Source organism: Burkholderia sp. AU33545 (genome assembly GCF_020419685.1).
GTDB classification, from domain to species: domain Bacteria; phylum Pseudomonadota; class Gammaproteobacteria; order Burkholderiales; family Burkholderiaceae; genus Burkholderia; species Burkholderia diffusa.
Genome location: NZ_JAIZRQ010000001.1, coordinates 140,453 through 159,221, shown reverse-complemented (window position 1 = coordinate 159,221; position 18,769 = coordinate 140,453). Strand labels below are relative to the sequence as shown.

Below are 18,769 nucleotides of genomic sequence, written 5' to 3'. Positions count from 1 at the left end.
GCAGCGTACGCATGGCGGCATTTCAAGATTCTTGCGGAGCCCCCCCCCATGCTTTCCAGACGCTACCTCGCAATGTGGTGCGCCGTGCTGCTGCTCGTTGCCGTGGCCGCACTCGCGTCGATTCACGTGCTTTCCTGGCTGTGGATCATCATCCCCGTCGCCCTCGTCGCCCTCGGCCTGTATGACCTGAACCAGGACCGTCACGCGATCCTGCGCAATTACCCGCTCTGGGGTCATTTCCGCTTCCTGTTCGAGTTCATCCGCCCCGAGATCCGCCAGTATTTCGTCGAGGACGACACCGACGAGAAGCCGTTCTCCCGCGCGCAGCGCAGCCTCGTCTATCAGCGCGCGAAGAACGTCGCCGACAATCGCCCGTACGGCACCGAGCTGAACGTGAAGGCCGTCGCGCACGAATGGATCAGCCACTCGCTCGCGCCGACGAAGCTGCCGAACCACGACTTCCGCATCCGGGTCGGCGCGAACCGCGCGCAGCCGTACGACATCTCGATCTTCAACATCTCGGCGATGAGCTTCGGCTCGCTGTCCGCGAACGCGATCCGCTCGCTGAACCTCGGCGCGAAGAAAGGCGGATTCGCGCACGACACCGGCGAAGGCTCGCTGTCGAAGTACCACCGCGAGCACGGCGGCGACATCATCTGGGAAATCGCATCCGGCTACTTCGGCTGCCGCAACGAAGACGGCACGTTCAACCCGGACAAGTTCGCGAAGCAGGCCGCCGATCCGCAGGTGAAGATGATCGAGATCAAGCTGTCGCAAGGCGCGAAGCCGGGCCACGGCGGCGTGCTGCCGGCCGCGAAGATCACGCCCGAGATCGCCGAGACGCGCGGCGTGCCGATGGGCAAGGACTGCATCTCGCCCGCGACGCACTCGGAATTCTCGACGCCGCGCGGTCTGCTCGAATTCGTCGAGCGGCTGCGCACGCTGTCGGGCGGCAAGCCGACCGGCTTCAAGCTGTGCATCGGCCATCCGTGGGAATTCTTCGGGATCGCGAAGGCGATGATCGAGACGGGCATCGTGCCGGACTTCATCGTCGTCGACGGCGCGGAAGGCGGCACCGGCGCCGCGCCGCTCGAATTTACCGACCATGTCGGCGTGCCGCTGCAGGAAGGGCTGCTGCTGGTACACAACACGCTCGTCGGGATCGGCGTGCGCGACCGCGTGAAGATCGGCGCAAGCGGCAAGATCATCACCGCGTTCGACATCGCGCGCACGCTCGCGATCGGCGCGGACTGGGTGAATTCGGCGCGTGGCTTCATGTTCGCGGTCGGCTGCATCCAGGCGCAGCACTGCCACACCGACCGCTGCCCGACCGGCGTCGCCACGCAGGACCCGGTGCGCCAGCGCGCCATCGTCGTGCCCGACAAGGCCGAGCGCGTGTACAACTTCCATCGCAATACGCTGCATGCACTGCAGGAACTCGTGCAGGCGGCCGGCCTGGGCCATCCGTCCGAGCTGCGCGCGCATCACATCGTGCAGCGCGTCGCGCCGCACGAGGTGCGGCTGATGTCGCAGTTGCTGAAATACCTGAAGCCCGGCGCGCTGCTCGACGGCCAGACCTGCGGCTATACGCTGTACGACAAGTGGTGGCCGATCGCGCGCAGCGATTCGTTCGTGCTCGGCGAAACCGTTTACACGTCGATCGAGTAACGCGCGATCGCCCGCCGCCGGAGGCGGCTCGCCAAAACGAAAGCGCCCCGCGGGGCGCTTTCGTTCGTCTGTCCGATTCGCCGCCGGCGGCCGGTCAGCCTTGCGGCAGCGTGTCGACGAACGTCTGCCGCTGCGACAGCTTCACGAAATGCTTGTCGAGGTTCGGATGGCGATCGCGCCAGTCGAGTTCGGGCATCCGGAAGTCGAGGTAGCCGAGCGCGCAGCCGAGTGCGATGTCGGCGAGCGTGTAATGATTACCGACGCACCACGTCTTGCCGCCGAGGCCCTGCGACATCGCGACGAGCGCGTCGTCGATCTTGCGCTGTTGGCGCGCGATCCAGCTCGCGCTGCGCTGCACTTCGTCTCGCAGCGTGTGTTCGAGACGAATTGCCACGGCCGCGTCGAGCACGCCGTCACCCAGCGCTTCCCAGCAACGCACTTCGACACGCTCACGCCCCGACGGCGGAATCAGCTTGCCGACCGGCGACAGCGTATCGACGTATTCGCAGATCACGCGGGAATCGAACACCGCGGCACCATCCTCCATCACGAGACACGGGACCTTGCCGAGCGGATTCGATGCATGAATGTCCGTCTCCGGCGCCCACACGTTCTCGAGCTCCAGCTTGTAGTCGATCTTCTTTTCAGCAAGCACGATTCGCGCCTTTCGGACGTACGGGCTGCTGAGCGAACCGATTAATTTCATCATCTGCCTTTTTAAGGGAACCGCCGAGAGTATACGTTGTCGCCGATCATAACCGGCCGGCGTGGCCGGGCAGAAAATCGCCCGTCCAGCCTGTGGATGGTTTGCAACAACCGTCGCCGAGCCCCGTCCGGCGCGGCTTGCCGCCGCGCCTCTCACACGCCGCGTCCGGCGGCGCTACAATCGCACGATGAATGCGCCCCTCGATACCGCCATCGCCGTCGACGTCTACCGCCAGCGCCGTGAACGCGTGCTTGCCGCACTGCGCGCAGCGGGCGGCGGCGTCGCCATCGTTCCCACCGCGCCGGAAATGCTGCGCAACCGCGATACGGCCTTCCCGTACCGACATGACAGCTACTTTTACTACCTGACGGGCTTCACCGAGCCGGATGCCATGCTCGTGCTGAACGCGGCCGGGTCGCACGGCGCACCGGAATCGGTCCTGTTCTGCCGCGCGAAGAATGCCGATCGCGAGATCTGGGAAGGTTTCCATTACGGGCCCGAGGCCGCGCGCGATGCATTCGGCTTCGACGCGGCCTACGCGGTCGACGTGATCGACACCGAAATGCCGCGCCTGCTCGCCGATGCGGGCACCGTGCACTACCGGTTCGGTGCCTCGGCCGAGTTCGACCGCCAGCTGGCCGGCTGGATCGATGCGGTGCGCGTGCAAGCGCGCACGGGTGTCGCCGCGCCGGACGCGCTGCTCGACCTCACGCCGCTCGTCGACGACATGCGGCTCGTGAAGGACGAACACGAACTCGCGATCATGATGCGTGCCGCGCACATCTCCGCGCTCGCGCACCGTCGCGCGATGCAGGTGTGCCGCCCGGGGATCCGCGAATACGAACTCGAGGCCGAGCTGCTGTACACGTTCCGCAAGCATGGCGCGCAGGCGCCCGCGTACGGCTCGATCGTCGCGGCCGGCGCGAACGCATGCGTGCTGCACTACCCGGCCGGCAACGCGACCGCGCGAGACGGCGATCTGATCCTGATCGATGCCGCGTGCGAACTCGACGGCTACGCGTCGGACATCACGCGCACGTTTCCGGCCAACGGGCGCTTCTCGCCCGCGCAGCGCACGCTGTACGACATCGTGCTCGGCGCGCAGCAGGCTGCGATCGATGCGACGCGCGCGGGTGTACCGTTCGAGGCACCGCACGACGCGGCCGTGCGCGTGCTGGCGCAAGGGCTGCTCGACACGGGCATCATCCCGAAGACGCGCTTCTCGAACGTCGACGACGTGATCGCCGAGCGCGCATACGCACGCTTCTACATGCACCGCACTGGCCACTGGATCGGCATGGACGTGCACGATTGCGGCGACTACCGCGAGCGGCTCGCCGCGCGCGACGCCGACGGCGCGTTGCCGTGGCGCACGCTGAAACCCGGCATGACGCTTACCGTCGAGCCGGGCCTGTACGTGCGGGCAGCCGACGACGTACCGTCCGAATACTGGAACATCGGCATCCGCATCGAGGATGACGCGATCGTGCGCGAGCACGGTTGCGAGCTGATCACACGCGACGTGCCGGTGGCGGCTGCCGAGATCGAGGCGCTGATGCGCGCGGGCGCGGCGCACGGCGCGTGAGCGTGCCGCAGGTTGCCATCGCCCCGCTGTCGAGCCACCGCTGACTCGCCGTTGACCCGCTGTTGACCCGCTGTTGACCGTTACCCCGTTTCACGAACACTGATGACGACCGCTTCCTCCCCGGCCACGCCGGACTACGATCTCGCCATCGTCGGCGCGGGCCCCGTCGGGCTCGCGCTCGCCGGCTGGCTCGGCCGACGCAGCGCGACGCAGCACGCGTCGATCGCGCTGATCGACGCTCGCGAGCCGGCAGCGAGCGCGAACGACCCGCGCGCGATCGCCGTATCGCACGGCAGCCGCGTGCTGCTCGACACGCTCGGATGGCCGGGCGACGCGACGCCGATCGAACACATCCACGTGTCGCAGCGCGGCCATTTCGGCCGCACGCTGATCGACCGCGACGAGCACGACCTCGCCGCGCTCGGTTATGTCGTGCGCTACGGCTCGATCGTGCAGGCGCTCGCGCAGGCCGTGCGCGGCACGCGCGTCGACTGGCTCACGTCGACCACCGCACGCACGCCGCGACAGGACGCCGACGGCGTCACGCTGACACTCGACGGCCCGCAAGGCGAGCGCACGCTGCGCGCGCGCATCGTCGTCAACGCCGAAGGCGGGCTGTTCCACGAACAGCAGGCCGATACCGGCAAGCATCGCCGCGACTACGGTCAGACCGCGATCGTCGGCACGGTCACGGTCTCGGCGCCGCGCCCGAACGTCGCATGGGAACGCTTCACGCACGAAGGCCCGCTCGCGCTGCTGCCGCTCGGCGGCCCGCGCCAGGCCGAGTATTCGCTCGTGTGGTGCTGCACGCCCGACGAAGCGGCCCGCCGCGCCGCTCTTCCCGACGACGCGTTCCTGCGCGAACTCGGCGCTGCCTTCGGCGAGCGGATGGGGCAGTTCGTCGCGATCGCGGGGCGCGCATCGTTCCCGCTCGGGCTGAACGCGGCACAAACGCTCGTCAACGGGCGCATCGCGATCGTCGGCAACGCCGCGCAAACGCTGCATCCGGTCGCCGGCCAGGGGCTCAACCTCGGGCTGCGCGACGCGCATACGCTCGTCGACGCGCTGTCCACGCAAGGCTTCGAAGCGACCGCGCTCGCAACCTTCAACGCGCGGCGTGCGCTCGACCGGCGCTTCACGATCGGCGCGACCGACACGCTCGCGCGGCTGTTCACGGTCGACAGCGGCCCCATTCCGCTGTTGCGCGGCGCGGCGCTCACCGCGCTCGAATTCGTACCGCCGCTCAAGAAGGCGATCGCGCGCCAGATGATGTTCGGCCAGCGCAACTGACGCGCGGCGGCGCGGCGCGCGTTGCGCGCCATCAGCGCCGTGCAAACCGGGTCAAATCGGCCGGGCATGGGAATACGGTAAAATGCGCGTTTTCCCTCCGCCCTTTTTTGCCCGCGACGCCTGGCGCTCGCGGGCGGTGCCATTGCGATGCCCGTTATCGGCCCTCACGTATTGCGTAACAACCTGTTCGTCGCCCCGATGGCCGGGGTGACGGATCGCCCGTTCCGCCAGCTGTGCAAGCGGCTGGGGGCCGGATACGCCGTGTCCGAGATGGTCGCGTCCAATGCGCAGCTGTGGAAGAGCGCGAAGACGATGCGGCGGGCGAACCACGAAGGCGAAGTCGAGCCGATCGCGGTGCAGATCGCCGGCGCCGATCCGGCGATGATGGCCGAAGCCGCCCGCTACAACGTCGACAACGGCGCGCAGATCATCGACATCAACATGGGCTGCCCGGCGAAGAAGGTCTGCAACGTCGCGGCCGGCTCCGCGCTGCTGCAGAATGAACCGCTCGTGCAGCGGATCGTCGAGGCCGTCGTCGCGGCGGTCGGCACGGGGCCGGATGCGGTGCCCGTCACGCTGAAGATCCGCACCGGCTGGGATCGCGAGCACAAGAACGCGATCACGGTCGCGCGCCTCGCCGAGGCGGCCGGCATCTCGATGCTGACCGTGCACGGCCGCACGCGCGCCGACCTCTACCGCGGCGACGCGGAGTACGACACCATCGCGGCCGTGAAGGCGGCCGTGCGCATCCCGGTCGTCGCGAACGGCGACATCACGTCGCCGGCGAAAGCGAAGGCCGTGCTCGACGCAACCGGCGCCGACGCACTGATGATCGGTCGTGCCGCGCAAGGCCGGCCATGGCTGTTCCGTGAAATCGATCATTTCCTGCAAACCGGCGAGTTGCTGCCCCCGCCGCGGATCGACGAGATCCAGCACGTGATGAACGAACACCTGGAAGACCACTACGCGTTCTATGGTGAATTCACGGGCGTCCGTACTGCGCGCAAGCACATCGGCTGGTACACTCGCGGCCTTTCCGGTGCCAACGGGTTCCGGCACAGGATGAACACGCTCGATTCCACCCGCGAGCAGCTCGCCGCCGTCAATGCATTCTTCGAGGCGCAAAAAGCGCTGTCGGACCACCTCGTCTACGTCGATGACGAAGAGGAAAACGGCCAGGGCGAGTCGGACGACCATAACCAGTTAGCAGCATGAGCAAGCACAACATCGAACAATGTGTCCGCGAGAGCCTGGACGTGTATTTCCGGGATCTAGACGGCTCCAATCCGCACGACGTCTATGAAATGGTGATGTCCTGCGTCGAAAAGCCGATGCTCGAGGTCGTGCTCGTACAGGCAGGCGGCAACCAGTCGCTCGCCGCGGAGTACCTCGGCATCAATCGCAATACGCTGCGCAAGAAGCTGCAGCAGCACGGCCTGCTGTAGGCGGCCGTCCCGTCCCCGTTTCCCTGGCTATTGGTGGTTCCATCATGATCAAGCAAGCGCTCATTTCCGTTTCCGACAAGACCGGCATCGTCGACTTCGCGAAGTCGCTGTCCGACCTCGGCGTCAAGCTGCTGTCGACCGGCGGCACCGCGAAACTGCTCGCCGACGCGGGCCTGCCCGTTACCGAAGTGGCTGATTACACGGGCTTCCCGGAAATGCTCGATGGGCGCGTGAAGACGCTCCACCCGAAGGTGCACGGCGGCATCCTGGCCCGCCGCGACCTGCCCGAGCACATGCAGGCGCTGGAACAGCACGGCATCCCGACGATCGACCTGCTCGTCGTGAACCTGTACCCGTTCGTCGCGACCATCGCGAAGGACGACTGCACGCTCGCCGACGCGATCGAGAACATCGACATCGGCGGCCCGACGATGCTGCGCTCCGCCGCGAAGAACCACCGCGACGTGACGGTCGTCGTCGATCCGGCCGATTACTCGGTCGTGCTCGACGAAATGAAGGCGAACGGCAACGCGGTCGGCTACGCGACCAACTTCCGCCTCGCGACGAAGGTGTTCGCGCACACCGCGCAATACGACGGCGCGATCACGAACTACCTGACGAGCCTGACCGACGAGCTGAAGCACGCATCGCGCAGCGCGTACCCGGCAACACTGAACATGGCGTTCAACAAGGTCCAGGACCTGCGCTACGGCGAGAACCCGCACCAGAGCGCGGCGTTCTACCGCGATCTCGCGACGCCGGCCGGCGCGCTCGCGAACTACCGCCAGCTGCAGGGCAAGGAACTCTCGTACAACAACATCGCGGATTCGGACGCTGCGTGGGAATGCGTGAAGACGTTCGACGCACCGGCCTGCGTGATCATCAAGCATGCGAACCCGTGCGGCGTCGCAGTCGGCAACGATTCGGCCGACGCATACGCGAAGGCATTCCAGACCGACCCGACCTCGGCCTTCGGCGGCATCATCGCGTTCAACCGCGAAGTCGACGAAGCGGCTGCCCAGGCTGTTGCGAAGCAGTTCGTCGAAGTGCTGATCGCACCGTCGTTCTCCGACGCCGCGAAGCAGGTGTTCGCCGCGAAGCAGAACGTGCGCCTGCTCGAAATCGCGCTCGGCGACGGTCATAACGCGTTCGACCTGAAACGCGTGGGCGGCGGCCTGCTCGTGCAGTCGCTCGATTCGAAGAACGTGCAGCCGAGCGAGCTGCGCGTCGTCACGAAGCGTCAACCGACCGCGAAGGAAATGGACGACCTGCTGTTCGCATGGCGCGTCGCGAAGTACGTGAAGTCGAACGCGATCGTGTTCTGCGGCAACGGCATGACGCTCGGCGTCGGCGCCGGCCAGATGAGCCGCGTCGATTCCGCGCGCATCGCGAGCATCAAGGCACAGAACGCGGGCCTTACGCTGGCCGGCTCGGCCGTCGCGTCGGATGCGTTCTTCCCGTTCCGCGACGGTCTCGACGTCGTCGTGGCGGCAGGCGCGACCTGCGTGATCCAGCCGGGCGGCTCGATGCGCGACGACGAAGTGATCGCGGCGGCCGACGAGCACGGCATTGCGATGATCCTGACGGGCGTGCGTCACTTCCGTCACTGATCGCATGCGGCCCGCGCGGCCGCTGCATGCAAACCCGGCGGCATCATACCCGCCGGGTTTTTTATTGCGCGGCGCCGACGTACACGACCGTGCGGCCGGCACCGCACACCATTCGTTGTAGTATCGCTGCATCAGGTTTTTCTCCTCACTCATGCGAATTCTCGGCATCGACCCTGGCCTGCGTGTCACCGGCTTCGGCATCATCGACGTCAGCGGCCACCGGCTCGCCTATGTCGCAAGCGGCGTGATCCGCACGCCAACGGCCGACCTGGCCACCCGACTCGGCACGATCTTCCAGGGCGTATCGACGCTCGTGCGCGAGCACACGCCCGACCAGGCCGCGATCGAACAGGTGTTCGTCAACGTGAACCCGCAGTCGACACTGCTGCTCGGCCAGGCACGCGGCGCCGCAATCTGCGGGCTCGTCGCCGGCGGCTTGCCGGTGGCCGAATACACCGCGCTGCAACTGAAGCAGGCCGTCGTCGGTTACGGCCGCGCGACCAAGTCGCAGATGCAGGAGATGGTCACGCGGCTGCTCAACCTCACGGGCCAGCCCGGCAGCGACGCGGCCGATGCGCTTGGGATGGCGATCTGCCATGCACACAGCGGTAATACGCTCGGCACGATCAGCGGCCTCGCGCCAGCGCTCGCGAAAAAGGGACTGCGGGTGCGGCGCGGACGGCTCGTCGGCTGACGCAACGACACGCACATCCAGGGCGCAATGCACGCGTTGCGCCTGCAACCGCTCTACCCGCCTGATCGCCTGATCGCCACCCCAACCTGACGGCCAACCCATCGGCATCGCGCCGCACCTGCGCTACACTCGCGCTTTCTTTCTCGCTTCCCGCCATCCATGATCGGTCGCATCGCCGGCATCCTGCTCGAAAAGAACCCGCCCCACCTGCTCGTCGACTGCAACGGCGTCGGCTACGAGATCGACGTGCCGATGAGCACCTTCTACAACCTGCCGCAAACGGGCGAGCGCGTCGTGCTGCTCACGCAGCAGATCGTGCGCGAGGACGCGCACCTGCTGTACGGCTTCCTGACGCCGCAGGAGCGCACGACCTTCCGCGAACTGCTGAAGATCACCGGTATCGGCGCACGCATGGCGCTGGCCGTGCTGTCCGGCATGAGCGTGCAAGAGCTCGCGCAGGCAGTGACGATGCAGGACGCCGCACGTCTCACGCGCCTGCCCGGCATCGGCAAGAAGACCGCCGAGCGCCTGCTGCTCGAGCTAAAGGGCAAGCTCGGCGCGGATCTCGGTGCGCTCGCCGGTGCCGCATCCCAGTCCGATCACGCGACCGACATCCTCAACGCGCTGCTCGCGCTCGGCTACTCGGAAAAGGAAGGCCTCGCCGCGATCAAGAACGTGCCGGCCGGCACCGGCGTGTCCGAGGGCATCAAGCTCGCGCTCAAGGCATTGTCGAAGGCGTAACACCCGCCCGAACCGGCTGTCGCAGCCAGTGTCGCGCCGCCATGCGGCGCGCGCCAGTCGGCCGTTCGGCCAGTTCGACCGCGTGACCGCGCGCGGTACAATGGCCGCATGATTGAAACCGACAAACTCGCCGCCGAGCGGATCATCGCCGCCACGCCCGCCTCGTCGCACGAGGAGGTGTTCGAACGCGCGCTGCGGCCGCGCCAGCTCGACGACTACGTCGGCCAGGAAAAGGTGCGCGGCCAGCTCGAGATCTTCATCGAGGCCGCGAAGCGCCGCTCCGAGCCGCTCGATCACGTGCTGCTGTTCGGGCCGCCAGGCCTCGGCAAGACCACCCTCGCGCACATCATCGCGCGCGAGATGGGCGTGAACCTGCGCCAGACGTCGGGCCCCGTGCTCGAGCGCGCGGGCGATCTCGCCGCGCTGCTGACCAACCTCGAAGCGAACGACGTCCTGTTCATCGACGAAATCCACCGGCTGTCGCCGGTCGTCGAGGAAATCCTGTATCCGGCACTCGAGGATTACCAGATCGACATCATGATCGGCGAAGGACCGGCCGCACGCAGCGTGAAGCTCGATCTGCAGCCGTTCACGCTGGTCGGCGCAACCACCCGCGCGGGAATGCTGACCAACCCGCTGCGCGATCGCTTCGGGATCGTTGCGCGCCTCGAGTTCTACAATGCCGAGCAACTGTCGCGCATCGTGCGGCGCTCGGCGTCGCTGCTGAACGCGCAGATCGATCCGAACGGCGCGCTGGAAATCGCGAAGCGCTCGCGCGGCACGCCGCGGATCGCGAACCGGCTGCTGCGCCGCGTGCGCGACTATGCGGAAGTGAAGGCCGACGGCCAGATCACCGCGGCCGTGGCCGACGCCGCGCTCGCGATGCTCGACGTCGATCCGGTCGGCTTCGACCTGATGGACCGCAAGCTGCTCGAGGCGATCCTGCACAAGTTCGACGGCGGCCCGGTCGGTATCGACAACCTCGCGGCGGCGATCGGCGAGGAGCGCGACACGATCGAGGACGTGCTCGAACCGTACCTGATCCAGCAGGGCTTCCTTCAGCGCACGCCGCGCGGGCGCGTCGCGACGCTGCTCACGTACCGCCACTTCGGGCTCTCCGCGCCCGATGCCGGCAAGACCGAACGCGGGATGTGGGATACCGCCGACGGGAAGTAACCCGCCGTCCGCGCCGCGCCTGCCATGACCACGCCGCCCAGCCCGCACCCCGCCACGCCGACGCCGGGCCCGCGTTGGATCGAACCGATCCGCAAGCGGCTCGTGGCCGGCGTCACGCACCTGACGACAGGTGGCGGCGGTCCGTCGATCGATCTGTCGTCGCCCCCCGGAGACCCGGGGCTGTTCGGCCCCGACGCCATCTGCTGGCGCGTGCATGCCGATTTCACGTCGATGATGACGGGCGGCATTGCCGCGCTGCTGCTGCAGGCGCTCCATCCGCTCGCGCTGGCGGGCGTCTGGGATCACTCGTCGTTTCGCACCGACATCCTCGGCCGCTTGCGGCGCACCGCCACGTTCATCACGGGCACGACGTTCGGCAGCGGCGCGGACGCACTCGCGCTGATCGAGCGCGTAAAAACGATCCACGCGCGCGTATCGGGTACCGCGCCCGACGGCAGGCCGTACCGAGCCGACGATCCGGCGTTGCTGACCTGGGTGCATGTCGCGGAAGTATCGAGCTTCCTCGCCGCACATTTGCGCTATGTGAATCCGTCGCTGTCGGGCGAACAGCAGGACGGCTACTACGCTGAGACGGCGTTGATCGCCGAGTTGCTCGGCGCCCGGGATGTTCCCCGTTCGCGTGCGGAAGTCGCGGCCTATTTCGCGCGCCTGCGGCCCGAACTCGAAGCGGGGCCACGCACCTTCGACGTCATGCACATCCTGCTGAATGTGCCGGTCTCTACGCCCGCGCTGCGGCCGGCTGCGTCACTGATCATGCATGCGGGCATAGACCTGCTGCCGAACTGGGCGCAGCGCATGCTCGGCGTGTCGACGTTCGCGCCGCTGCGACGCGCGGTGGTCCGGCCCGGTGTCAGGGCGGTCGCCCCCGTGCTGCGCTGGGCGCTCGTCAACGGCGCGTCGAAACGCGCACGCCGCCGCGCAACCGCGACACCGCCCGACGGTACCCCGCACGCCTGACGATCCGTTTCTTCGGATCATTTCAATTTGCCGGCAAATTCCCGTGACCGCCGCGCCGATGCGATCCATGGCGGGAAGAAGCACACGAAAGGGGAATTCGACACGCTGCGCCGGCCGGTCGCGCCGGCGTGGCCGGCATGACCGCATCAAAGTACCTTGCGATACCCGTCGTCGTCGCTCGCGGTATCCAGATGCGACACGTCGGCCCATTGCACGACTTGCGCACGGCCATCGACGTAATCGACGACGTTGATGCTGGTGTTGAGCAACTGATAGCTGCGCGGCGCCGACAGGTCGAGACCGTTTGCAAAGCGATACACGCAATCAAGCACGCCGCCGTGCGCGACGCATGCGATGCGCCCGCCCTGATGCGCGGCGACGATCGGCTCGAGCGCATGCAGCACGCGATGATAGAACGCGCGCTGCGACTCGCCGCCGTCGGGCGCGAAACCCGGGTCGCGCGTCTGCCACGCGGCGTAGGCATCCGGAAACAGCGTCTCGATCTCGGTGCTGTCATGCCCCTGGAACACGCCGTACGCGCGTTCGCGCAACCCTTCTTGCAACCGCAGCGGCAGCCCAAGCGCATCGGCAAAGGGTTGCGCGGTCTGCTGCGCGCGCATCAGGTCGCTCGAATAGATCGCGTCGATCCGCTGCCCTTCATGCGCTTCCCGCGCGAGCCGGACGGCCAGCCGCTGCGCCTGCGCAAGCCCCGTGTCGGCGAGCGGGATATCGATATGGCCCTGAATGCGCTTGATGCGGTTCCAGGCCGTCTCGCCATGGCGAATGAAGAGAATCTGCGTGGTGGTCATCGCGGCGCGTCTCGGGGAAGGAATCAGGGCCGCACTTGCAGCCAGAACGTCACGGGACCGTCGTTGACGAGCGACACCTGCATGTCGGCGCCGAATTCGCCCGTCTCGACGACCGGATGACGCTCGCGCGCGGCCGCGACGAAATAGTCGAACAGGCGCGCGCCTTCGTCGGGCGGCGCAGCCGGCGTGAAGCTCGGCCGCAGCCCGCTATTGGTATCGGCGGCGAGCGTGAACTGCGACACGAGCAGCAGGCCGCCGGCGCCGCCCGCGCCATCGATGTTCGACACCGGCAGGTTCATCTTGCCGGCCGCGTCGCTGAATACGCGATAGCCGAGCAGCTTCGCGAGCAGCTTGTCAGCGGCGGCCTCGGTGTCGCCGCGCTCCGCGCAGACGAGCGCGAGCAGCCCTGCGCCGATCTCGCCCGTTGTGCGGTCGCCGACGCGCACGTCGGCGCGCTTCACGCGCTGGATCAGCGCGATCATGCTGTCAGCGTGACGCGCGCGAAGCGGCGCTTGCCGACCTGGACGACGAACTCGCCGGCCTCGACCTTCAGGCCCTTGTCGGACACCGTCGCACCGTCGATCTTCACACCGCCTTGCTCGATGTTGCGCAGCGCTTCGCTCGTCGACGGCACGAGGCCCGCCTGCTTCAGCAGCTGACCGATCGCGAGCGGCGCGCCCGCGAGCGTGACCGACGGGATGTCGTCCGGCACACCGCCCTTCGCGCGGTGATTGAAATCTTCGAGCGCACGCTCGGCGTCGGCCTGCGAGTGGAAGCGCGCGACGATTTCCTGCGCGAGCAGCACCTTGAAGTCGCGCGGATTGCGGCCGCCTTCGGCGTCGCGCTTGAAACCGGCGATTTCGTCGAGGCTGCGGAACGACAGCAGTTCGAAGTAACGCCACATCAGCGTGTCCGAGATGCTCATCAGCTTGCCGAACATGTCGGTCGGCTTCTCGCTGATGCCGACGTAGTTGCCCTTCGACTTCGACATCTTCTCGACACCGTCGAGGCCTTCGAGCAGCGGCATCGTCAGGATGCACTGCTGTTCCTGGCCGTACTGCTTCTGCAGTTCGCGGCCGACGAGCAGGTTGAACTTCTGGTCGGTGCCGCCGAGCTCGAGGTCGGCGTTCAGCGCGACCGAGTCGTAACCCTGCATCAGCGGGTACAGGAATTCGTGGATCGAGATCGGCACGCCGCTCTGGAAGCGCTTCGTGAAGTCCTCGCGCTCGAGGATCCGCGCGACCGTGTAGCGCGACGCGAGCTTGATCATCCCGTCCGCGCCGAGCGGCATCGACCATTCGCTGTTGTAGCGAATTTCGGTCTTTTCGCGGTCGAGCACGAGCGCGGCCTGTTCGAAGTAGGTCTTCGCGTTCGACTCGATCTGTTCGCGCGTGAGCGGCGGACGCGTCGCATTGCGGCCCGACGGGTCGCCGATCAGCGACGTGAAATCACCGATCAGGAAGATCACGGTGTGGCCGAGATCCTGCAGCTGACGCATCTTGTTCAGCACGACCGTATGGCCGATGTGGATGTCGGGCGCGGTCGGATCAAGGCCGAGCTTGATGCGCAGCGGCGTGCCGGTAGCCGCGCTGCGCGCGAGCTTCTGCGCGAACTCTTCCTCGATCAGCAGTTCGTCGACGCCGCGCTTCGTGACGGCGAGCGCATGGCGGACTTCGTCGGTAATCGGGAAAACAGGCTTGGAACTGGGTTCGGTGCTCATCGGTGCCAGGAAGAATGTCGCAAAGACAGGGATTTTCCCATAACTTGCGCGTGCATCGCTTAACGATGCGTCAGGTTGCGCGGATAATCGGGCGCAAGGCGCGTGGCACAGGCCCGCGTCGCTCGATCCAGGAGAATCCAACGTGCCGCAACGACATCCGCAACCCGCCCATCCGGCCGACGGCATCTACTTCGGACTGATGTCGGGAACCAGCATGGACGGCGTCGACGGCGTCGCCGTGCGTTTCGAGACCGGCCGCGCGCCGGTCGTGCTCGCGGAAGCGTTCGTCGGCTTCGCGCAATCGCTGCGCGACGCGCTGTTCGCGCTGCAGCAGCCCGGCGACAACGAGATCGACCGCGAATCGGTCGCGGCGAACGCGCTCGTCGCGCGCTACGCGGTGTGCTGTCACGAGTTGCAGCGCACCGCCGGCCTGTCGCGCGACGAGATCCGCGCGATCGGCGTGCATGGCCAGACGGTCCGGCACCGTCCCGAGCGCGGCTACACGCGCCAGCTCAACAATCCGGCGCTGCTCGCGGAGCTTGCCCATATCGACGTGATCGCCGATTTCCGGAGCCGCGACGTCGCGGCCGGCGGCCACGGCGCGCCGCTCGCGCCTGCGTTCCATGCGACGATGTTCGGCGCGCCGGGCGAGACGCGGGTCGTCTGCAACCTCGGCGGCATCAGCAACATCACGATCCTGCCCGGTGATGGCGGCGACGTGCGCGGCTTCGACTGTGGGCCCGCGAACGCGCTGCTCGACGCATGGGCGACGCGCCACCTCGGCAAGCCGTACGACGACGGCGGCAAGTTCGCCGCGCGCGGCACCGTGCACGCACCGCTGCTCGACGCGCTGCTCGACGAGCCTTACTTCGCCGCGCTGCCGCCGAAAAGCACCGGCCGCGACCTGTTCAACCCCGCGTGGCTCGACGCGAAGCTCGCCGCGTTCGCGCAGGTTGCGCCGGAACACGTGCAGGCGACGCTGACGGCGCTCACCGCCGTCTCGGTCGCCCGCGAAGTCGCGCAGCATGCGACGGATTGCAGGGCCGTGTTCGTCTGCGGCGGCGGCGCCCGCAATCCGGTGCTGCTCGCCGCGCTCGCGGATGCACTGCGCGAGGCTGGCGTGCCGGCAACGGTGGATACGACTGCTGCGCTCGGCGTGCCGCCGCAACAGGTCGAAGCGCTCGCGTTCGCGTGGCTCGCGTATCGCTTCACCGCGCGCCAGCCCGGCAACCTCGCGAGCGTGACGGGTGCCGCGGACGCGCGCGTACTAGGCGCGCTTTATCCGCGCTGATGGAAGGCCCGGGATGCGATGACACGCAGGCCACTCGGTTTGGCGGTTCGCACCGCGCATGGGCACAAAAAACGGGGCATGAAGCCCCGTTTTTCATTCCGGCGATCCGGACAGGTTCCGTCGTGCGCTCAGACCGAGAACGACGAGCCGCACCCGCAGGTGGTCGTGGCGTTCGGGTTCTTGATCACGAACTGGGCGCCGTTGAGGTCGTCCTTGTAGTCGATCTCGGCGCCGACCAGGTACTGGTAGCTCATTGAGTCGATCAGGAGCTGGACGCCGTTCTTGTTCATCACGGTGTCGTCCTCGTTGACTTCCTCGTCGAACGTGAAGCCATACTGGAAGCCCGAGCAGCCGCCGCCCTGCACGAATACGCGCAGCTTCAGGTCGGGATTGCCCTCTTCGTCGATCAGTTGCTTGACCTTGTCGGCCGCGGCGTCAGTGAAGACGAACGGTACCGGCATTTCGGCGGTCGTTGCTGCGGATTCGGTAACAGCGTTCATGCGAACTCTCCAAAAAGCTTTAGCCGCTATTGTAGGGCCGATCAGAAGATCGTGCTGATGTCCATGAAATCAATAGGTTCTTGTTGATTTCCGTAAAGGAAACCGCCCGCGGGGCACCGCCGCGCGGGCATAAAAAAACCGCCAGCGCGAAAACTGGCGGTTTTTCCGGCGGACGCCGCCCGGAAGCGGCGCGGCCATGAAGCGGAATTAACGCTTCGAGAACTGCTTTGCGCGGCGTGCCTTGCGCAGACCAACCTTCTTACGCTCGACTTCACGTGCATCGCGCGTGACGAAGCCTGCGTTCGACAGCGACGGCTTCAGCGTCGCATCGTAGTCGATCAGCGCGCGGGTGATGCCGTGGCGCACTGCGCCTGCCTGACCCGTTTCGCCGCCGCCATTGACGTTCACCTTGATGTCGAACGTCTGGCCGTGGTTCGTGAGTTCCAGCGGTTGACGCACGATCATCAGCGACGTTTCGCGCGAGAAGTAGTCAGCGATGGGCTTGCCGTTGACGATGATGTCGCCCTTGCCAGCCTTGATGAAGACACGTGCGACTGCGCTCTTGCGGCGGCCCGTACCGTAGTTCCAGTTACCGATCATGTGGGCTCCCCTTAGATCTCGAGCGCTTTCGGCTGTTGAGCCGAGTGCGGATGCGTCGCTTCAGCGTAGACCTTCAGCTTCTTGATCATCGCGTAGCCGAGCGGGCCCTTCGGCAGCATGCCCTTGACCGCCTTCTCGAGCGCACGGCCCGGGAAGCGTTCTTGCATCTTGCCGAACGTCGTTTCATAGATACCGCCCGGGTAGCCCGAGTGACGGTAGTACTTCTTGTCCAGAGTCTTGTTGCCCGTGACCTTCAACTTGCTTGCGTTGATGATGATGATGAAATCACCAGTGTCGACGTGCGGGGTGAACTCAGGCTTGTGCTTGCCGCGCAGACGGCGTGCCACTTCGCTGGCAACACGGCCGAGAACCTTATCCGTCGCGTCAATCACGTACCATTCACGCGTCACCTCATGGGCTTTTGCGGAAAACGTCTTCATGATCGATCCAAAAAAAATGCTTTGCCCGATGTGTTCTTCCTGCTTGTCTGTGTGCGCTTCGAGGCGCGGTGCAGGCTCTCCCTGTTCTTTTTCCGTGGGCATGAATGCGGAAAAGCCCTGAATTATAAAGGAAATGCGGCAGCGCGGTCAAAAAGAATCCGCGTCCCGTGCCGGCGGCGCCCGAAATGGGCCAAAATCCGGTCGTGCCCCGATATACCAGGCGAACCGAGCGCCCGGGGAGGCACCCATCGACGCGCGGTACCTGGCCTTGCCGCGCCAGACCGGCCGACAACGGAAAAACAACAAACAAGCATGATGAAACAACGACTTACGCCCCTTCTCGCGGCCGCGCTGCTGGCCGCCGCCGCGCCCGCCGTCGCCGCCAGGGCCGGCTGCGAGGCCAAGCTCGACGCACTCGACGCCCGTATCGCCGACGCTCGCGGCGCCCATGCCGAAGATCGCATCGCCCGCCTGCGCGCGGTACGCGAACGCGTACGCCACTTCTGCGCGCGCGGTCATGGACACGCATCGGCCGCGCAGGTCCCGCCGACTGCCGCCGGTTCGACCGACACGCCAACCGGCGCGGCATCGCAGGCAGTCGCACGGCGGCCCGCGTAACGGTGTCAACGACAGGCATCGGAGCGCGCAAACTGCGCGCCGATGCTTGCACGGAACGAAAAAAAGCCCGAACGGCTGGTTCGGGCTTAATCCACCTTAGGAGGAGGGTGGAGGAGACATGCGGAGGTTGCCGCAGCGCGACAACCAATGAGGCTCATTATACGAACGCACCGCCGACATCACAAGAAAATTTGCATTACGAAATCTCACACCATGATGCGAAATATGGAGAATTTCACGGCACAGCGGATTTTCCCCTTTAAAATCAATAGATTGTGGAAAATAATGCAACCGGAAATCCGGCGCATCTAGAGTAATACCCCTAAAACCAGCCGGGAAATCGGCGTTTGGCGCCCCGCCAGGCGCCGCGTGCGGCGGCGCGACGTTGCGCGTCGTGCAGCGCATCAGCCGACTATTGCACCGCGGGCTACAATGCGTGATCGAATCCGAATCAGGCAACGCTGGAGTGCAAGCATGGAATGCAAAGTAAGCTGGATGGGTCAGGACGGCATGGCGTTTTCCGCCCAGACCGGAAGCGGGCACCTCGTCGCGATGGACGGCGCACCGGAAGGTGGCGGCCATAATCTCGCGCCGCGCCCGATGGAAATGGTGCTGCTCGGCACCGGCGGCTGCACCGCGTACGACGTCGTGCTGATCCTGAAGAAGAGCCGCCAGGAAGTCACCGGCTGCTCGGTCACGCTGAAGGCCGAGCGCGCGAGCGAAGATCCGAAGGTGTTCACGAAGGTCCACTTCCACTTCACCGTCACAGGCCGCAACCTGAACCCGGCGACGGTCGAGCGCGCGATCAACCTGTCACACGACAAGTACTGCTCCGCGTCGATCATGATCGCGAAGACGGCCGAGCTCACGCATTCGTTCGACATCGTCGCGGCCTGAA

The 18,769-nt window shown here is 66.4% G+C and carries 20 protein-coding genes; 13 read left to right on the top strand and 7 right to left on the bottom strand.

The genetic code is table 11. The annotated features are described in order from the left end of the window. Positions 1-48: 48 nt before the first annotated feature. Entirely contained in the window at positions 49-1,668 is a 1,620-nt protein-coding gene (locus tag LGM71_RS00740; protein ID WP_124902692.1) for an FMN-binding glutamate synthase family protein, read from the top strand. 94 nt (positions 1,669-1,762) lie between these two features. On the opposite strand, the gene LGM71_RS00735 is transcribed toward LGM71_RS00740, so the two are convergent. Beyond that, positions 1,763-2,374 (bottom strand): glutathione S-transferase family protein, encoded by a 612-nt coding sequence (locus LGM71_RS00735; RefSeq protein WP_226114233.1) that lies wholly within the window; start codon positions 2,372-2,374, stop codon positions 1,763-1,765. Positions 2,375-2,561: 187 nt separating this feature from the next. Here LGM71_RS00735 and LGM71_RS00730 point away from each other — a divergent pair, with 187 nt between their 5' ends. The 9 genes from LGM71_RS00730 to LGM71_RS00690 all read left to right on the top strand — a co-directional run bounded on the left by LGM71_RS00730 (position 2,562) and on the right by LGM71_RS00690 (position 11,893). Then, the gene (locus tag LGM71_RS00730; protein WP_226113536.1) at positions 2,562-3,959 is read left to right on the top strand and encodes an aminopeptidase P N-terminal domain-containing protein; all 1,398 of its coding nucleotides are present in this window, start codon (positions 2,562-2,564) and stop codon (positions 3,957-3,959) included. Positions 3,960-4,061: 102 nt separating this feature from the next. Next, positions 4,062-5,249, top strand: coding sequence for a UbiH/UbiF/VisC/COQ6 family ubiquinone biosynthesis hydroxylase (locus LGM71_RS00725; protein WP_124902696.1), 1,188 nt, complete (start codon positions 4,062-4,064; stop codon positions 5,247-5,249). Positions 5,250-5,396: 147 nt separating this feature from the next. Beyond that, positions 5,397-6,464, top strand: a complete 1,068-nt coding sequence (gene dusB / locus LGM71_RS00720; RefSeq protein ID WP_006497523.1) for a tRNA dihydrouridine synthase DusB — start codon at positions 5,397-5,399, stop codon at positions 6,462-6,464. After that, positions 6,461-6,694: a Fis family transcriptional regulator gene (locus tag LGM71_RS00715; RefSeq protein WP_006476892.1), complete on the top strand. Its 234-nt coding sequence runs from the start codon at positions 6,461-6,463 to the stop codon at positions 6,692-6,694. The genes dusB and LGM71_RS00715 overlap by 4 nt, the downstream gene beginning before the upstream one ends. A gap of 44 nt (positions 6,695-6,738) precedes the next feature. Continuing rightward, positions 6,739-8,304 (top strand): bifunctional phosphoribosylaminoimidazolecarboxamide formyltransferase/IMP cyclohydrolase, encoded by a 1,566-nt coding sequence (purH, locus tag LGM71_RS00710; RefSeq protein WP_059608257.1) that lies wholly within the window; start codon positions 6,739-6,741, stop codon positions 8,302-8,304. A gap of 151 nt (positions 8,305-8,455) precedes the next feature. Continuing rightward, the gene (ruvC, locus tag LGM71_RS00705) at positions 8,456-8,998 is read left to right on the top strand and encodes a crossover junction endodeoxyribonuclease RuvC (RefSeq protein ID WP_151050012.1); all 543 of its coding nucleotides are present in this window, start codon (positions 8,456-8,458) and stop codon (positions 8,996-8,998) included. A gap of 159 nt (positions 8,999-9,157) precedes the next feature. Then, positions 9,158-9,739 (top strand): Holliday junction branch migration protein RuvA, encoded by a 582-nt coding sequence (ruvA, locus tag LGM71_RS00700; protein WP_059451998.1) that lies wholly within the window; start codon positions 9,158-9,160, stop codon positions 9,737-9,739. Between the two features lie 108 nt (positions 9,740-9,847). Beyond that, positions 9,848-10,915 carry a Holliday junction branch migration DNA helicase RuvB gene (gene ruvB, locus LGM71_RS00695; protein ID WP_059608256.1) on the top strand — a complete coding sequence of 356 codons (1,068 nt, stop codon included), beginning with the start codon at positions 9,848-9,850 and terminating at the stop codon, positions 10,913-10,915. Positions 10,916-10,939: 24 nt separating this feature from the next. Next, positions 10,940-11,893 (top strand): oxygenase MpaB family protein, encoded by a 954-nt coding sequence (locus tag LGM71_RS00690; RefSeq protein ID WP_226113534.1) that lies wholly within the window; start codon positions 10,940-10,942, stop codon positions 11,891-11,893. Between the two features lie 146 nt (positions 11,894-12,039). On the opposite strand, the gene LGM71_RS00685 is transcribed toward LGM71_RS00690, so the two are convergent. From LGM71_RS00685 to tyrS, 3 genes are read right to left on the bottom strand one after another with little or no spacing between them, the layout of a single operon-like run. Then, positions 12,040-12,702, bottom strand: a complete 663-nt coding sequence (locus LGM71_RS00685; RefSeq protein WP_226113525.1) for a histidine phosphatase family protein — start codon at positions 12,700-12,702, stop codon at positions 12,040-12,042. A gap of 23 nt (positions 12,703-12,725) precedes the next feature. Next, positions 12,726-13,184 (bottom strand): D-aminoacyl-tRNA deacylase, encoded by a 459-nt coding sequence (gene dtd / locus LGM71_RS00680; RefSeq protein ID WP_006751891.1) that lies wholly within the window; start codon positions 13,182-13,184, stop codon positions 12,726-12,728. After that, positions 13,181-14,422 carry a tyrosine--tRNA ligase gene (tyrS, locus tag LGM71_RS00675; protein WP_059608253.1) on the bottom strand — a complete coding sequence of 414 codons (1,242 nt, stop codon included), beginning with the start codon at positions 14,420-14,422 and terminating at the stop codon, positions 13,181-13,183. The genes dtd and tyrS overlap by 4 nt, the downstream gene beginning before the upstream one ends. A 142-nt stretch (positions 14,423-14,564) precedes the next feature. Here tyrS and LGM71_RS00670 point away from each other — a divergent pair, with 142 nt between their 5' ends. Then, a complete protein-coding gene (locus LGM71_RS00670; protein WP_059608252.1) occupies positions 14,565-15,713 on the top strand; it encodes an anhydro-N-acetylmuramic acid kinase in 1,149 nt (382 codons plus the stop codon). A 128-nt stretch (positions 15,714-15,841) separates the two neighbouring features. Here LGM71_RS00670 and erpA read toward each other — a convergent pair whose 3' ends face one another. The 3 genes from erpA to rplM all read right to left on the bottom strand — a co-directional run bounded on the left by erpA (position 15,842) and on the right by rplM (position 17,253). Beyond that, positions 15,842-16,213, bottom strand: coding sequence for an iron-sulfur cluster insertion protein ErpA (gene erpA / locus LGM71_RS00665; protein WP_006751888.1), 372 nt, complete (start codon positions 16,211-16,213; stop codon positions 15,842-15,844). A 207-nt stretch (positions 16,214-16,420) separates the two neighbouring features. Beyond that, a complete protein-coding gene (gene rpsI / locus LGM71_RS00660; protein ID WP_011883283.1) occupies positions 16,421-16,813 on the bottom strand; it encodes a 30S ribosomal protein S9 in 393 nt (130 codons plus the stop codon). A gap of 11 nt (positions 16,814-16,824) precedes the next feature. Further along, positions 16,825-17,253 carry a 50S ribosomal protein L13 gene (gene rplM, locus LGM71_RS00655; protein WP_009687896.1) on the bottom strand — a complete coding sequence of 143 codons (429 nt, stop codon included), beginning with the start codon at positions 17,251-17,253 and terminating at the stop codon, positions 16,825-16,827. A gap of 312 nt (positions 17,254-17,565) precedes the next feature. On the opposite strand from rplM, the gene LGM71_RS00650 reads away from it, so the two are divergent. Beyond that, on the top strand, positions 17,566-17,871 hold the full coding sequence (locus LGM71_RS00650; RefSeq protein WP_226113517.1) for a DUF1090 family protein: 306 nt from the start codon (positions 17,566-17,568) through the stop codon (positions 17,869-17,871). Between the two features lie 432 nt (positions 17,872-18,303). Then, positions 18,304-18,768, top strand: coding sequence for an OsmC family protein (locus LGM71_RS00645; RefSeq protein WP_124902710.1), 465 nt, complete (start codon positions 18,304-18,306; stop codon positions 18,766-18,768). The last annotated feature ends 1 nt before the right edge of the window (position 18,769 follow it).

Excerpts from the sequence above, each read along its gene's own strand:
- rplM (WP_009687896.1), bottom strand. The coding sequence starts at position 17,253 with ATGAAGACGTTTTCCGCAAAAGCCCATGAGGTGACGCGTGAATGGTAC.
- erpA (WP_006751888.1), bottom strand. The coding sequence starts at position 16,213 with ATGAACGCTGTTACCGAATCCGCAGCAACGACCGCCGAAATGCCGGTA.
- rpsI (WP_011883283.1), bottom strand. The coding sequence starts at position 16,813 with ATGATCGGTAACTGGAACTACGGTACGGGCCGCCGCAAGAGCGCAGTC.
- LGM71_RS00645 (WP_124902710.1), top strand. The coding sequence starts at position 18,304 with ATGCGTGATCGAATCCGAATCAGGCAACGCTGGAGTGCAAGCATGGAA.
- LGM71_RS00725 (WP_124902696.1), top strand. The coding sequence starts at position 4,062 with ATGACGACCGCTTCCTCCCCGGCCACGCCGGACTACGATCTCGCCATC.
- LGM71_RS00730 (WP_226113536.1), top strand. The coding sequence starts at position 2,562 with ATGAATGCGCCCCTCGATACCGCCATCGCCGTCGACGTCTACCGCCAG.
- LGM71_RS00650 (WP_226113517.1), top strand. The coding sequence starts at position 17,566 with ATGATGAAACAACGACTTACGCCCCTTCTCGCGGCCGCGCTGCTGGCC.
- LGM71_RS00685 (WP_226113525.1), bottom strand. The coding sequence starts at position 12,702 with ATGACCACCACGCAGATTCTCTTCATTCGCCATGGCGAGACGGCCTGG.
- ruvB (WP_059608256.1), top strand. The coding sequence starts at position 9,848 with ATGATTGAAACCGACAAACTCGCCGCCGAGCGGATCATCGCCGCCACG.
- ruvA (WP_059451998.1), top strand. The coding sequence starts at position 9,158 with ATGATCGGTCGCATCGCCGGCATCCTGCTCGAAAAGAACCCGCCCCAC.
- LGM71_RS00735 (WP_226114233.1), bottom strand. The coding sequence starts at position 2,374 with ATGAAATTAATCGGTTCGCTCAGCAGCCCGTACGTCCGAAAGGCGCGA.
- LGM71_RS00715 (WP_006476892.1), top strand. The coding sequence starts at position 6,461 with ATGAGCAAGCACAACATCGAACAATGTGTCCGCGAGAGCCTGGACGTG.
- dtd (WP_006751891.1), bottom strand. The coding sequence starts at position 13,184 with ATGATCGCGCTGATCCAGCGCGTGAAGCGCGCCGACGTGCGCGTCGGC.
- LGM71_RS00690 (WP_226113534.1), top strand. The coding sequence starts at position 10,940 with ATGACCACGCCGCCCAGCCCGCACCCCGCCACGCCGACGCCGGGCCCG.
- LGM71_RS00740 (WP_124902692.1), top strand. The coding sequence starts at position 49 with ATGCTTTCCAGACGCTACCTCGCAATGTGGTGCGCCGTGCTGCTGCTC.
- dusB (WP_006497523.1), top strand. The coding sequence starts at position 5,397 with ATGCCCGTTATCGGCCCTCACGTATTGCGTAACAACCTGTTCGTCGCC.
- tyrS (WP_059608253.1), bottom strand. The coding sequence starts at position 14,422 with ATGAGCACCGAACCCAGTTCCAAGCCTGTTTTCCCGATTACCGACGAA.
- ruvC (WP_151050012.1), top strand. The coding sequence starts at position 8,456 with ATGCGAATTCTCGGCATCGACCCTGGCCTGCGTGTCACCGGCTTCGGC.
- purH (WP_059608257.1), top strand. The coding sequence starts at position 6,739 with ATGATCAAGCAAGCGCTCATTTCCGTTTCCGACAAGACCGGCATCGTC.